The 14,905-nt window shown below is 59.2% G+C and carries 11 protein-coding genes; 6 read left to right on the forward strand and 5 right to left on the reverse strand.

The features are described from left to right. Positions 1–4: 4 nt before the first annotated feature. Positions 5–1,291: a replication-associated recombination protein A gene (locus tag ACSBQS_RS04145; protein ID WP_046897122.1), complete on the forward strand. Its 1,287-nt coding sequence runs from the start codon at positions 5–7 to the stop codon at positions 1,289–1,291. Between the two features lie 108 nt (positions 1,292–1,399). Next, the gene (gene serS, locus ACSBQS_RS04150) at positions 1,400–2,692 is read left to right on the forward strand and encodes a serine--tRNA ligase (protein ID WP_033642556.1); all 1,293 of its coding nucleotides are present in this window, start codon (positions 1,400–1,402) and stop codon (positions 2,690–2,692) included. Positions 2,693–2,746: 54 nt separating this feature from the next. Here the strand turns inward: serS and ACSBQS_RS04155 are convergent, their stop codons facing one another. Beyond that, positions 2,747–3,112 carry a DUF1801 domain-containing protein gene (locus ACSBQS_RS04155; RefSeq protein ID WP_033650668.1) on the reverse strand — a complete coding sequence of 122 codons (366 nt, stop codon included), beginning with the start codon at positions 3,110–3,112 and terminating at the stop codon, positions 2,747–2,749. Positions 3,113–3,275: 163 nt separating this feature from the next. On the opposite strand from ACSBQS_RS04155, the gene ACSBQS_RS04160 reads away from it, so the two are divergent. Continuing rightward, the gene (locus tag ACSBQS_RS04160; protein ID WP_033642558.1) at positions 3,276–4,427 is read left to right on the forward strand and encodes an MFS transporter; all 1,152 of its coding nucleotides are present in this window, start codon (positions 3,276–3,278) and stop codon (positions 4,425–4,427) included. Positions 4,428–4,476: 49 nt separating this feature from the next. Here ACSBQS_RS04160 and pflA read toward each other — a convergent pair whose 3' ends face one another. The 4 genes from pflA to ycaO form a co-directional block, all read right to left on the reverse strand. Further along, entirely contained in the window at positions 4,477–5,217 is a 741-nt protein-coding gene (pflA, locus tag ACSBQS_RS04165; RefSeq protein ID WP_031299859.1) for a pyruvate formate lyase 1-activating protein, read from the reverse strand. 281 nt (positions 5,218–5,498) lie between these two features. Then, a complete protein-coding gene (gene pflB, locus ACSBQS_RS04170) occupies positions 5,499–7,781 on the reverse strand; it encodes a formate C-acetyltransferase (RefSeq protein WP_004928286.1) in 2,283 nt (760 codons plus the stop codon). A gap of 54 nt (positions 7,782–7,835) precedes the next feature. Beyond that, positions 7,836–8,696: a formate transporter FocA gene (gene focA / locus ACSBQS_RS04175; RefSeq protein WP_019454548.1), complete on the reverse strand. Its 861-nt coding sequence runs from the start codon at positions 8,694–8,696 to the stop codon at positions 7,836–7,838. Positions 8,697–9,156: 460 nt separating this feature from the next. Then, entirely contained in the window at positions 9,157–10,920 is a 1,764-nt protein-coding gene (ycaO, locus tag ACSBQS_RS04180; RefSeq protein ID WP_197666405.1) for a 30S ribosomal protein S12 methylthiotransferase accessory factor YcaO, read from the reverse strand. A gap of 148 nt (positions 10,921–11,068) precedes the next feature. Here ycaO and ansB point away from each other — a divergent pair, with 148 nt between their 5' ends. The 3 genes from ansB to aroA all read left to right on the forward strand — a co-directional run bounded on the left by ansB (position 11,069) and on the right by aroA (position 14,903). Continuing rightward, positions 11,069–12,115, forward strand: coding sequence for an L-asparaginase 2 (ansB, locus tag ACSBQS_RS04185; RefSeq protein ID WP_434989736.1), 1,047 nt, complete (start codon positions 11,069–11,071; stop codon positions 12,113–12,115). Positions 12,116–12,417: 302 nt separating this feature from the next. Continuing rightward, entirely contained in the window at positions 12,418–13,503 is a 1,086-nt protein-coding gene (gene serC, locus ACSBQS_RS04190) for a 3-phosphoserine/phosphohydroxythreonine transaminase (protein ID WP_099783660.1), read from the forward strand. 113 nt (positions 13,504–13,616) lie between these two features. After that, entirely contained in the window at positions 13,617–14,903 is a 1,287-nt protein-coding gene (aroA, locus tag ACSBQS_RS04195; RefSeq protein ID WP_046686772.1) for a 3-phosphoshikimate 1-carboxyvinyltransferase, read from the forward strand. Positions 14,904–14,905 lie beyond the last annotated feature (2 nt).

Consider the following 14,905-nt stretch of genomic DNA (forward strand, 5'->3'; position numbering starts at 1 on the left):
GCGTATGCGGCCGACCACGCTGGCGCAGTATATCGGCCAGCAGCACCTGCTGGCCGCCGGCAAGCCGCTGCCGCGCGCTATCGAGGCCGGGCAGCTGCACTCGATGATTCTATGGGGGCCGCCGGGCACAGGGAAGACGACGCTGGCAGAGCTGATCGGCCGTTATGGTCAGGCGGACGTCGAACGGATCTCCGCCGTGACCTCCGGGATCAAGGAGATCCGCGAGGCGATCGAACGGGCGCGGCAAAACCGCGACGCCGGCCGCCGCACTATTCTGTTCGTCGATGAAGTGCACCGCTTCAACAAAAGTCAGCAGGACGCCTTCCTGCCGCACATTGAAGACGGCACCATCACCTTTATCGGCGCCACTACCGAAAACCCGTCGTTCGAACTGAACTCGGCGCTGCTGTCGCGCGCCCGCGTCTATTTGTTGAAGGCGCTGACCGCCGAAGACATCGGCCAGGTGCTGGATCAGGCGATGAACGACAAGGCGCGCGGTTTTGGCGGCCAGAACGTCGAGCTGCCGGCGGAAACGCGCCGCCTGCTGTCGGAGCTGGTGGGCGGCGATGCGCGCCGGGCGCTGAACAGCCTGGAAATGATGGCGGACATGGCGGAGCTCGACGCCAAAGGCGTGCGGGTGCTGACGCCGGAGCTGCTGAAGGAGGTGTCGGGCGAGCGCAGCGCGCGCTTCGACAACAAGGGCGACCGTTATTACGACCTGATTTCCGCGCTGCATAAATCGGTGCGCGGTTCGGCGCCGGACGCCGCGCTGTACTGGTATGCGCGCATCATTACCGCCGGCGGCGATCCGCTCTATGTGGCGCGCCGTCTGTTGGCGATTGCCTCTGAAGACGTGGGCAACGCCGATCCGCGCGGCATGCAGGTGGCGATCGCCGCCTGGGATTGTTTCACCCGCGTGGGGCCGGCGGAGGGCGAGCGCGCCATTGCGCAGGCGATTGTTTACCTGGCCTGCGCGCCGAAAAGCAACGCGGTTTACACCGCGTTCAAGGCCGCCATGCGCGACGCCAAAGAGCAGGCCGATTATGACGTGCCGGAGCATTTGCGCAACGCGCCGACCAAGCTGATGAAGGAAATGGGGCTGGGGGCGGAATACCGTTACGCTCACGACGAACCCAACGCCTACGCCGCCGGCGAGAATTACTTCCCGCCCGAAATGGCCAACACGCGCTACTACCAACCGACCTCGCGCGGGCTGGAAGGGAAAATCGGCGAAAAGTTGGCATGGCTGGCTGAGCAGGATCAAAATAGCCCGACAAAACGCTACCGCTAGCGTGGCCGTTGCGGTAAGGTTAGCGGGTATCACTCTTCTTTATGCGGCTATAAATCAGCCGCATAGAACAACAACACTTCTTTCAATAACAACAAGCACAGGATTAGCATGCTCGATCCCAATCTGCTGCGTAATGAGCTAGACGCAGTCGCCGTCAAACTGGCTCGCCGAGGCTTTAAACTCGATCTGGATCTGCTGCGTTCGCAGGAAGAACGCCGCAAAGTTCTGCAGGTAGAAACTGAAACGCTGCAAGCGGAACGCAACTCCCGATCGAAATCCATCGGCGCGGCCAAAGCGCGTGGGGAAGACATCGAGCCGCTGCGTCGCGAAGTGAACGAGCTGGGTGACAAGCTGGATGCCGCCAAGGCGGAACTGGATGCGCTGCAGAGCGAGATCCGCGATTATGCCCTGACGCTGCCTAACCTGCCGGACGACGCCGTGCCGGACGGTAAAGACGACAGCGAAAACCTGGAAGTCACCCGCTGGGGTGAACCGCGCCAATACGACTTCGCGGTGCGCGATCATGTCGATCTGGGCGAAATGGCCGGCGGGCTGGATTTTGCCGCCGCGGTTAAGCTGACCGGTTCGCGCTTCGTGGTGATGAAAGGGCAAATCGCCCGCATGCACCGCGCGCTGTCCCAGTTCATGCTGGATCTGCACACCGAACAGCACGGCTACCTGGAGGCCTACGTGCCTTACCTGGTCAACCACGCCACGCTGTACGGCACCGGCCAACTGCCGAAGTTCGGCGAAGACCTGTTCCATACCCGCCCGCTGGAAGAAGAAGCCGACAGCAGCAACTACGCGCTGATCCCAACGGCGGAAGTGCCGCTGACCAACCTGGTGCGCGACGAGATCGTGGAAGAGGAAACTCTGCCGCTGAAGATGACCGCGCACACGCCATGCTTCCGTGCGGAAGCCGGTTCTTACGGCCGTGACACCCGCGGTTTGATCCGTATGCACCAGTTCGACAAGGTCGAAATGGTGCAGATAGTCCGTCCGGAAGATTCGATGGATGCCCTGGAAGAGCTGACCGGCCATGCGGAGAAAGTGCTGCAGCTGCTGAACCTGCCTTACCGCAAGGTGCTGCTGTGCACCGGCGACATGGGCTTCGGCGCCTGCAAGACCTACGATCTGGAAGTGTGGCTGCCGGCGCAGAACACCTACCGCGAGATCTCGTCCTGCTCCAACATGTGGGACTTCCAGGCGCGCCGCATGCAGGCTCGCTGCCGCAGCAAGGCCGACAAGAAGCCGCGTCTGGTCCACACGCTGAACGGCTCCGGCCTGGCGGTCGGCCGTACGCTGGTGGCGGTGCTGGAAAACTACCAGCAGGCCGACGGTCGCATTCAGGTGCCTGAAGTGCTGCGTCCTTATATGGGCGGCCTGGAATACATCGGTTAAACGGCAAAGCATTTGAAAAAAGCGCCTGCGGGCGCTTTTTTTTATGTTGGAAATTCAGTCTGTCGCCAGCGCGTAGGCCTGTTTAATGTAGTCCGCCAGGTGCTTGCTTTTCACTTCGGCGGGCGTGTGGAGCTTGATGTGCCGCCGATATTGGCCGTTGCCTTCAAGTTGCTGATAGCGATCTTCCAGTCGGTGCCCTTGGCCGAATTCCACCGTGACGTGACTGCGGTAGGCGAAAACGCCGCAGAAAAATTGAGTATGCGAGAACATGATGCCGCCGTATTTGACCGATTCGGTGACGCCACTGCCGCTCGCCGTGGCGACCCGGCGCACCTGTTGTACGATCTCCAGCAGCTCGCCGTGCGTGCTGCCGATGTCTGCCAGCAAGGTCTCGACCGCCGCATTATTTGCCTGACTCATCTCGCTTCTCCGTCGTTAAATCCGCTCTGCGCTGAGCATAGCGCTTTTTCAGCCGCTTAGCCGGAAACAAATCGTGCGCTGGAATGATAAGAGGCGATTGACTTTTTTATCGCCAGTGGCATGATGCGCGCACTCTCATTGCGCGTTCGGTCACAATTTCACTATGTCCGCTTACTCCCGCCCGGTGCTCTTATTGCTCTGCGGCCTCTTGCTGCTCACGGTATCCATTGCCGTTTTGAATACGTTAGTGCCGCTTTGGTTAACCCATGCTCAGCTGTCGACCTGGCAAGTGGGTATGGTCAGCTCCTCTTATTTCAGCGGCAATCTGTTGGGCACGTTGGTAGCGGGCAAACTGATCCAGCGCGTCGGCTTCACCCGCAGCTATCATCTCTCTTGTTTGCTGTTCGCCGCCGCGACCGCCGGCATGGTGCTGTCGATCGATTTCTGGAGCTGGCTGGGCTGGCGCTTCTTCGCCGGCGTCGGTTGCGCCTGGATCTGGGTGATCGTGGAGAGCGCGCTTTTGCGCAGCGGCAATTTGAGCAACCGTGGCCAGCTGCTGGCGGCCTATATGATTGTCTATTACCTCGGTACGGTGACCGGCCAATTACTGTTGAGCATGACCTCGACCGAATTGCTGCATGTGGTGCCGTGGGTGACCGCGATCGTGATCAGCGCCATGTTGCCGATGTTGTTCGCGCGGGTAAACCGCCATGAAGACGAGCCGCAGCAGGCGGCGGTATGGACAATGTTGAGACGCCGCAGCGCGCGCCTGGGCATCAACGGCTGCATCATCTCCGGCATTGTGCTCGGTTCGCTGTATGGCCTGATGCCGCTGTATCTCTCTCATCAGGGCATGAGCGACGCTAACGTCGGTTACTGGATGGCGCTGTTGGTCAGCTCCGGCATCGTCGGCCAATGGCCGGTCGGGCGCCTGGCCGATCGTTACGGGCGCTTGCTGGTGCTGCGGATTCAGGTGTTTGTGGTGATCCTCGCCAGCGTGGCGATGCTCGGCAACTACGCCATGGCGCCTTCACTGTTCATCCTCGGCTGCGCCGGCTTTACCCTGTATCCGGTGGCGATGTCCTGGGCCTGTGAGAAGGCAATGCCGCACGAACTGGTGGCGATGAACCAGGCGCTGCTGATGAGTTACACCATCGGCAGCTTGCTGGGCCCATCGATGACGGCGCTGCTGATGCAGAACTATTCCGACCGCGTGCTGTTCGTGATGATTGCCGCCGTGGCGCTGGTTTACCTGCTGATGCTGCTGAAAAAGCAGAAGCCGGATCGCCATCACACGCCGTTCGCCGCCGCCTGAGCATAAAAAAACCGGCCATGAGCCGGTTTTTTCTTTGGTGCTGCGTCAGTCAGTAAATCACTTTATGGCCGTAGCTTTCCAGGATGCCTTTGACGCGATCCATGGTCTCGGCCTTCGGCGGATGCACGCCGTCCAGTTTGTACTCTTCCCCCATCGCTATCCATTTGTGCTTGCCCAGCTCGTGGTAAGGCAGCAGCTCGATTTTCTCGATGTTGGTCATGTCTTTGGTGAACTCGCCCAGCAGGTGCGCCGATTTATCGTCGTCTGACCAGCCCGGCACCACCACGTAACGGATCCAGGTGCGCTGGTTGCGTTTCGCCAGATAGCGGGCGAATTCCAGCGTGCGGTGGTTGGAGACGCCGACCAGATTCTGGTGGATCTCGTCGTTCATCTGTTTCAGATCCAGCATCACCAGATCGGTGGTGTCCAGCAATTCGTCGATCACCGGATCGTAGCGGCGCACGAAGCCATTGGTGTCCAGGCAGGTGTTGATGCCTTCGGCATGGCAGGCGCGGAACCAGTCGCGCACGAATTCAGCTTGCAGGATCGCCTCGCCGCCGGACGCGGTCACGCCGCCGCCGGAAGCGTTCATGAAGTGGCGGTAGGCCACCGCGTCTTTCATCAGCTCTTCGACGGTCACTTCTTTGCCGCCGTGGGTGTCCCAGGTGTCGCGGTTATGGCAATAGAGGCAGCGCATCAGGCAGCCCTGGAAGAAGACGATAAAGCGGATCCCGGGCCCATCGACGGTGCCGCAGGATTCGAAGGAGTGGATGCGACCAGTTACTGACATTGCGGGGTTTTCTCCAATATGGACTGTCAAACGCAGTCTAAAAATAGGCGCGTGGCCGCCGGCCAGGTATCTGCGATGCAGCGGCGGGGGATCCGCCACCGGGGGTAATGATGCCTGTCGGCCGGTCAGTTGCCGGATAACTGTTTTGCCAGCTATCCATTTAAGTATAGATGTCCGGCAAAACAGACTCGTACAGAGTCAGGGGAGAGCGGTGGGAGAAAAGGGCCGGCAGAACCGGCCCTGACGTTGGCACCGGGCGGTTTCCCGCCCGGTCGGCGTTATTACATCGTTTGAGTGAAGGTACGAGTAATGACGTCCTGCTGTTGCTCTTTGGTCAGCGAGTTGAAGCGCACGGCGTAACCGGAGACGCGGATGGTCAGCTGAGGGTATTTCTCAGGATTTTCCATCGCGTCCAGCAGCATTTCGCGGTTCATTACGTTGACGTTCAGATGCTGACCGCCTTCGATGGAGGCTTCATGGTGGAAGTAACCATCCATCAGGCCCGCCAGGTTGGCTTTACGCACGTCGTCGTCTTTACCCAGCGCGTTAGGCACGATGGAGAAGGTGTAGGAGATCCCGTCTTTCGCGTAGGCAAACGGCAGTTTGGCTACCGAGGTCAGGGAGGCGACTGCACCTTTCTGGTCACGGCCGTGCATCGGGTTGGCACCTGGGCCGAACGGTGCGCCTGCGCGGCGGCCATCCGGGGTGTTACCGGTTTTCTTACCGTACACCACGTTGGAGGTGATGGTCAGTACGGACTGGGTCGGTACCGCGTTGCGGTAGGTGCGCAGTTTCTGAATTTTCTTCATGAAACGTTCCACCAGGTCGCAGGCGATGTCATCGACGCGGGCGTCGTTGTTACCGAACTGCGGATACTCGCCTTCCACTTTAAAGTCGATAGCCAGGCCGTCTTCGTCGCGAATGGTGGTGACTTTCGCGTACTTGATGGCGGACAGGGAGTCGGCCGCAACGGACAGACCGGCTATGCCGCAAGCCATGGTGCGATAAACGTCACGGTCATGCAGCGCCATCAGCGCAGCTTCGTAGCTGTACTTGTCGTGCATGTAGTGAATGATGTTCAGCGCGGTCACGTACTGCTTGGCCAGCCAATCCATAAAGTGGTCCATGCGGGCCATGACTTTGTCATAGTCCAGCACTTCGTCCATCATCGGCGCTTCTTTCGGGCCGACCTGCATTTTCAGTTTCTCGTCAACGCCGCCGTTGATGGCGTACAGCATGGTTTTCGCCAGGTTGGCGCGGGCGCCGAAGAACTGCATTTGCTTACCGACGATCATCGGGCTGACGCAACAGGCGATGGCGTAGTCATCGTTGTTGAAGTCAGGACGCATCAGGTCGTCGTTTTCGTACTGTACGGAAGAGGTGTCGATGGACACTTTCGCCGCGAATTTCTTGAAGTTCAGCGGCAGCTTCTCAGACCACAGGATGGTCATGTTCGGCTCCGGAGACGGCCCCATGGTGTACAGGGTGTTCAGGAAGCGGAAGCTGTTTTTGGTGACCAGGGTACGGCCGTCGACGCCCATACCGGCCAGGGATTCAGTCGCCCAGATTGGGTCGCCGGAGAACAGTTCATCGTACTCAGGGGTACGCAGGAAGCGCACCATACGCAGTTTCATCACCAGGTGGTCAATCAGTTCCTGCGCTTGCTCTTCGGTCAGTTTGCCCGCCTTGATGTCGCGTTCGATGAACACGTCGAGGAAGGTGGACACGCGGCCGAAGGACATGGCGGCGCCGTTCTGGGATTTCACCGCGGCCAGGTAGCCGAAGTAGGTCCACTGCACCGCTTCTTGGGCGCTGGTGGCCGGGCCGGAGATGTCGTAACCGTATTTGGCGGCCATCTCTTTGATCTGAGCCAGAGCGCGATGCTGTTCAGCGATCTCTTCGCGCAGCTGGATGGTCATTTCCAGGTCTTCGCCGTTTTCCAGTTTTTCCTGCAGCGATTTGAACTGGTTCAGCTTGTCGGCCATCAGGAAGTCGATGCCGTACAGCGCCACGCGGCGGTAGTCGCCGATGATGCGGCCACGGCCGTAAGCGTCTGGCAGACCGGTCAGCACGCCGGATTTACGGCAGTTCAGGATGTCTTTGGTGTAAACGTCGAATACGCCCTGGTTGTGGGTTTTACGGTATTCGGTGAACACTTTTTTCAGCTGCGGATCCAGTTCGCGGCCGTACACTTTGCACGAACCTTCGACCATTTTGATGCCGCCGAACGGGATCAGCGCGCGTTTCAGAGGGGCGTCGGTCTGCAGACCCACGATGGTTTCCAGCTCTTTGGCGATGTAACCCGCGTCGTGAGAAACGATGGTTGAAGCAACGTTGGTGTCGAAATCAACCGGCGCATGAGTGCGGTTTTCCAGTTTGATCCCTTCCATAACCTTGTCCCACAAGGTGGTGGTGGCTTGAGTTGCGCCAGCCAGGAAGGATTCGTCACCTTCATAAGGCGTGTAGTTTTTCTGGATGAAGTCACGAACGTTGACTTCATTCTGCCAGTCACCCTTGCTGAAACCTTCCCAAGCGTTGGCTAATTTCTCGTTAAGTTCGGTCATTGTACACCTACCTTTGATTGTGGATTTCTAACTCTGCGCGCGGTAACTCACAGCTTAGTGCTGTTCGCGGCCCCCGCGCAGATAAATTACCCAGTAAGTCAACCCAACCAGCAGACCGCCGCCGATGATGTTACCAATGGTGACCGGAATCAGGTTGTCGATGATGAAATTGCTTACTGTCAGATGAGCGAATTGCTCAGGTACCGCCCCTACGGCTTGCCAGAATTCCGGCGTGGCGAAGTGTTTGACCACGATGCCCATAGGGATCATAAACATGTTGGCGATGCTGTGTTCGAAGCCGCTGGCGACAAACATACCGACCGGCAGCACCATGGCGAGCATCTTGTCGGTCAGGGTACGGCCGGAGTAGCTCATCCAGACCGCCAGGCAGACCATCAGGTTAGCCAGAATGCCGAGGCAGACGGCTTCGATAAAGGTGTGATGCAGCTTGTGGTCCGCGGTTTGCAGAACATTCAGGCCCCACTGGCCGTTGGCGACCATATACTCGCCGGAGAACCAGATCAGCGCCACGAAGAACAGCGCGCCGACCAGGTTGCCGAGATAAACGTTCAGCCAGTTGGCGCCCAGTTGGCCCCAGCTGATGCGGCCGCTGGCCTTGGCGATGACGATAAGCACGGTAGAGGTGAACAGGTCGGCGCCCGACACCACCACCAGCATTAACCCGAGAGAGAAACAGATGCCGCCGACCAGTTTAGCCAGCCCGAAAGGCACGCCGGCGGTGCCGGTGGTCGCCGTGATGTAGAAAACGAAGGCGATGGAAATGAAGACACCGGCGGTGATCGCCAAATAAAACGTTTTCAGCGGATGTTTGGTGGCTTTATACACGCCGGCATCTTCAGCGATTTTCGCCGTTGCCGCAGGTAAAATCAGATCGAATGGGCTGTCAGTTTTCAAACTAACTCTCGCTCTTAAGGGTTAAAACAACGCAATGAGATACTAGCAAAGCAGTATAGGGGAAAATTTGATTTGGATCATAAGGCGGGGAAGTAGAGCGCCAAAATGGCATGTTTTCTGTGTGGTTTTTATGGTTAATTTATTGAATTTAAACAAAAAACAATTTTTTAATGTTTGCAATTTTTTTTGAATCCACCCGATGTGCCGAGGGTGTCAAAGTTAAATTTTTAGGCGTTTTGTCGCCGTTCGTCGCTGAAAGTTTAATTATCGGTTAATTATTATTTCACCGTCCGGCAACAATCGCCGGTTTATTTATTCTTATGCTCGTTTAACCGCCTATTTTCCTGCGGGAAAATAAAACAGGATGCGTTGAAATAAACCGCAAAATGAAAACGCCGCAGCGGAGTGCGGCGTTTGACCGGGGAGGGTACCCCAAAAGTGGCGGTACCCCCAATGGCGATTAGGCCTTGGCCCAGTGACGGCGCTTGGCCGCCTGCAGCTTCTCGTAGGCCGCCAGCAGCGCCTGATGGGCCGGCAACGCCTTCAGATCGGCATCGACGGCGAACAGCCCGTTGAAGCGTTCTTCACCGCTGATGGCGGCCGAGGCCGCGTCCACCGCTTCCTGGCCGTACATTTTCACGAACGCGGTATAGTATTGCGCCGCTTCGCGCTCAGGCTCCTGCGCCAGCAGCAACAGCGTTTGCAGGCAACGGTAGTAGTTGCTGCGCGCCGGGCTCAGCACCGAGGCGTTGAAGTCCTGCGTCCATTCGGTCCAAATCAGCGCCTGATCCAGATCGCCGCCCGCCAGCGCCAGCATCGACTTCAGCTCGCCCACGCGCAGGGTATACCAGGCGTTGTCTTTGCCGCTGGCAATGCCCAGCAGTTCGCGTACGCGGGTGAAATCGTCCAGCCCTTCGTCGTCCAACTGCTCGATCAGCGCCAGGTATTCTTCCGGCTCCCACTCGCTGCCCGGCAACGCCAGCAGCGTATCGCGCAGGTGCGCGCCCATGCTGTTGTTGGCCAGCAGCAGGTCTTCCGCCGGGTAGATATCGGACATGCCCGGCACGATGATGCGGCAAGCGTAGACGCCCAGGTGTTCGTAGTCGGCGATGTACACTTCCGCGTCTTTTTTGTCGAAGATGCTTATCAGGGTGGCGAACTCTTCCTGCGTGCTGCCGCTGAAGTTCCAGTCAACGAACGGATAGTCCGCGTCCTGCTTGAACAGATCCCAGGAGATCAGGCCGCTGGAGTCGATGAAGTGCGTTTCCAGGTTGGTGTGTTCCGCCACTTCTTCGTCATCGAAGGTCGGCGCGGTGAACACGTCGAGATCTTTCAGGCTGCGGCCCTGCAGCAGTTCGGTCACCGTGCGCTCCAGCGCCACGCCGAAGTCCGGGTGCGCGCCGAACGAGGCGAAGCAGGTGCCGTTGGTCGGGTTGAACAGCACCACGCAGATCACCGGGTAGTTGCCGCCCAGCGAGGCGTCGTAGGAGAGGATTGGGAAACCTTCCTCTTCCAGCTTGGCGATGGCTTCCACCACGCCCGGGTAGCGGTTCAGCACCTCGTCCGGGATCGCCGGCAGGCTGATGGATTCGGCGATAATGCGGTTTTTCACATAGCGCTCGAACACTTCCGACAGGCCCTGCACGCGCGCTTCGTTGGCGGTGTTGCCGGCGGACATGCCGTTGGAAACATACAGGTTGCCGATGATGTTCATCGGAATGTATACCGTTTGCTGATCGGACTGACGGGTGAACGGCAGCGCGCAGATGCCGCGATCGGCATTGCCGGACTGCAGATCGACAAGATCGCTGGCGCTCAGCTCTTGTTGCGGATCGTAGAAGGCGTGCAGACGCTCGTCGAGGATGCCGGCCGGCAGCGCATCGTCCGCCGGGATCGGGAACCATTTCTCATTCGGGTAGTGCACGAAGTCGCCTTCGGCGATCTGCTTGCCCAGATAGAAATCGGCGAAGAAGTAGTTGGTGGACAGGCGCTCGAAATATTCACCCAGCGCAGAGGCCAACGCGGCTTTTTTGCTGGCGCCTTTGCCGTTGGTGAAGCACAGCGGGCAATCGCGATCGCGAATGTGCACCGACCATACGTGCGGCACCGGGTTCAGCCAGGAGGCTTCTTCGATGTTGAAACCGAGATCGCTCAGTTTCTGCTGGAAACGGGCGATGGAATCTTCCAGGGCGGCGTCTTTACCGGGGATAAAAGTTTGCGTCATTGTCTTCACTTTTTGCGCGTACTAAAAACGCGCAATGATACGGGGTTTTACGCTGGAGCTCCACGTATTCCTAAAGCGGCGGTAAAGTCACAGTTTTTTTAAGGATAAAGGCCATAATTCAGCGAGTTATCTGTCACGGAGAAATCTAATGAAATCAGTGAAACTCAGCGTGTTAACCCTTTTGTTGACCGGCGTCAGCGCCTCGGCGCTGGCGCTGCCCAACATCACCCTGCTGGCGACCGGCGGCACCATCGCCGGCGGCGGCGATTCGGCGACGAAATCCAACTATACCGCGGGCAAACTGGGCGTCGATGCGCTGGTCGATGCGGTGCCGGCGCTGAAGAACATCGCCAACGTGCAGGGGGAGCAGGTGGTTAACATCGGCTCGCAGGACATGAACGATCAGGTCTGGCTGACGTTGGCGAAGAAAATTGACGCCGACTGCGGCAAAACCGACGGCTTCGTCATCACCCACGGCACCGATACGCTGGAAGAGACGGCCTATTTCCTCGATCTGACGGTGAAGTGCGACAAGCCGGTAGTGCTGGTCGGGGCGATGCGGCCGGCGACGGCGATGAGCGCCGACGGCCCGTTCAATCTGTATAACGCGGTGGTGACGGCGGCGGATCCGCAATCGGCCAACCGCGGGGTGCTGGTGGCGATGAACGACAGCGTGCTGGACGCACGAGATGTCACCAAAACCAGCACCACCGCCGTGCAAACCTTCCAGTCGCCGAACTTCGGCCCGCTCGGGTATATCCACAACGGCAAGATCGATTATCAGCGTTCGCCACAGCGCAAGCACACCCGGGAGACGCCGTTCGACGTCAGCAAGCTGAACGAACTGCCGAAGGTCGGCATCATTTACAACTACGCCAACGCCTCTGATGCGCCGGTCAAGGCGTTGATCGCCGAAGGGTACCAGGGCATCGTCAGCGCCGGGGTCGGCAACGGCAACCTGTATAAAACCGTGTTCGACACCCTGGCGACGGCGGCGCACAGCGGCGTGGCGGTAGTGCGTTCTTCGCGCGTGCCGACCGGCGCCACCACGGAGGATGCGGAAGTGGACGACGCCAAGTACGGCTTCGTGGCCGCCGGCACGCTGAATCCGCAAAAGGCCCGCATTCTGCTGCAGCTGGCGTTGACGCAAACGAAAGATGCGAAGCAGATCCAGCAAATGTTCAATCAGTACTGATCGTTTTCTCTCCTGCGGGGGCCGTCCGGGCTCCCGCAGCCATCTCGGCTGAATACAGCATAAAACACCGCGTTAACCCGCTGAATTTCCCCATGTCGCAGGGTTTTATCGTCCAAAAAAACGCGCCGACCGCAGAGCCTGTCATCACCCGGTGCGCCTGTTTGCCGCCGGCGGGCGAATAAGCGTTGCAGCCATGGGGCGTGAGTGATAAAACCGAAGGGTTGGTTAACGCGAGCGTTAACTTCGGGCGTCTTTTCGACAGGTCGCTTTTCTGCGGCGAACAGTGAATGTGGTGAGGGGAAATGACTCAGGTTTATAATTTTAGCTCTGGCCCGGCGATGCTGCCGGTGGAAGTGTTGCGTCGTGCGGAACAGGAACTGTGCAACTGGCACGGCCTGGGAACGTCAGTGATGGAGATCAGTCACCGCAGCAAAGAATTCATCGCCGTTGCCGAGCAGGCGGAACAGGATCTGCGCGATCTGCTGAAAGTCCCCTCCAACTATAAAGTGCTGTTTTGCCACGGCGGCGCCCGCGCGCAATTCGCCGCGCTGCCGCTGAACCTGCTGGGCGACAAGGCCACCGCCGACTACATCGACGGCGGCTATTGGGCGCACAGCGCCATCAAGGAAGCGGAAAAGTATTGCACCCCGAACGTCATCGACGTGAAAACCCGCATCGACGGCCTGAGCGGCATCAAGCCGATGAAAGAGTGGCAGCTGAGCAACGACGCGGCTTACGTGCATTATTGCCCAAATGAAACCATCGACGGCGTAGCCATCGATGAAACGCCGGACTTCGGCGACAAAGTGGTGATCGGCGATTACTCCTCGACCATCCTGTCCCGCCCGCTCGACGTCAGCCGCTTCGGCGTGATTTACGCCGGCGCACAGAAAAATATCGGCCCGGCCGGCCTGACGCTGGTGATTGTGCGTGACGATCTGTTGGGCAAGGCGCGTAAAGAAGTGCCGTCGATCCTCGATTACACCGTGTTGGCCGAGAACGATTCGATGTTCAACACCCCGCCGACCTTCGCCTGGTACCTGTCCGGGCTGGTGTTCAAATGGCTGAAAGAGCAGGGCGGCCTGGTGGAGATGCAAAAACGCAATCAGGCCAAGGCCGAGTTGCTGTATGCGACCATCGATAAATCCGACTTCTACCGCAGCCAGGTGGCGATCGCCAACCGCTCGTGGATGAACGTGCCGTTCCAGCTGACCGATGCGGCGCTGGACAAGGTGTTCCTCAGCGAAGCCGAGGCCATCGGCCTGCAGGCGCTGAAAGGTCACCGGGTAGTTGGCGGCATGCGCGCTTCTATTTACAATGCCATGCCGCTGGCCGGCGTACAGGCGCTGACCGACTTTATGACCGATTTCGAACGTCGTCACGGTTGATCCCGTCAGCTCGCCGGGCGCGGGCTGACCAGGCTGTTGTCCTTTTGCATTAAAGCGGCTCCGGCATTATTCCGGAGCCGTTTCGTTTATCAGAATTGGAGAGTTTTGTTCACATGGTGGATTCCCTGACGTTACAACCGGTCGCCCTGGTCAATGGCACCGTCAACTTACCCGGCTCCAAGAGCGTTTCCAACCGTGCTCTGCTGCTGGCGGCGCTGGCGGAGGGAACGACCCGGCTGACCAACCTGCTGGACAGCGACGACGTGCGTCATATGCTGAATGCGCTGCAGGCGTTGGGCGTGAACTACCGGCTTTCCGCCGACCGCACCGTGTGTGAAGTGACCGGCGTGGCCGGGCCGCTGGTGGCCGACCAGCCGCTGGAACTGTTCCTCGGCAACGCCGGCACCGCGATGCGCCCACTGGCGGCGGCGCTGTGCCTCGGCGAAGGCGACGTGGTGCTGACCGGGGAACCCCGCATGAAAGAACGTCCGATCGGCCATTTGGTGGACGCGTTGCGCCAGGGCGGGGCGCAGATTGATTACCTCGAACAGACCGATTACCCGCCGATTCGCCTGCGCGGCGGTTTCCAGGGCGGCGACGTCACCGTTGACGGCAGCGTCTCCAGCCAGTTCCTGACCGCGTTGTTGATGACTGCGCCGCTGGCGCCGCAGGATACGCAGATCCACATCAAGGGCGAGCTGGTTTCCAAGCCCTACATCGACATCACGCTGCACCTGATGCGCACCTTCGGCGTATCGGTGAGCCACGACAACTACCGGGTGTTCCATATCCAGGGGCGCCAGACGTATATCGCGCCGGGCGACTACCTGGTTGAGGGCGACGCTTCTTCCGCCTCTTACTTCCTGGCGGCGGCGGCGATCAAGGGCGGCACCGTGCGCGTGACCGGCATCGGCCGCAAAAGCGTGCAGGGTGACACCAAATTCGCCGATGTGTTGGAGAAGATGGGGGCGCGCATCACCTGGGGCGACGATTTTATCGAGTGCAGCCGCGGTGAACTGCGCGGCATCGATATGGACATGAACCACATTCCGGATGCGGCGATGACCATCGCCACCGCGGCGCTGTTCGCCGAGGGGCCGACCACCATCCGCAATATCTACAACTGGCGGGTAAAGGAAACTGACCGTCTGGCGGCGATGGCCACCGAGCTGCGTAAAGTGGGGGCGGAAGTTGACGAGGGCGAAGACTACATTCACGTCGTGCCGCCGGCCAAGCTGCAGTTCGCCGAGATCGGTACCTACAACGATCACCGCATGGCGATGTGCTTCTCGCTGGTGGCGTTGTCGGATACCCCGGTGACGATTCTCGATCCGAAGTGCACCGCGAAAACCTTCCCGGACTATTTCGAACAGCTGGCGCGCATCAGCCAGCCGGCGTAACC

The organism is Serratia sp. H402Y (assembly GCF_051172415.1).
GTDB lineage: Bacteria > Pseudomonadota > Gammaproteobacteria > Enterobacterales > Enterobacteriaceae > Serratia > Serratia ureilytica.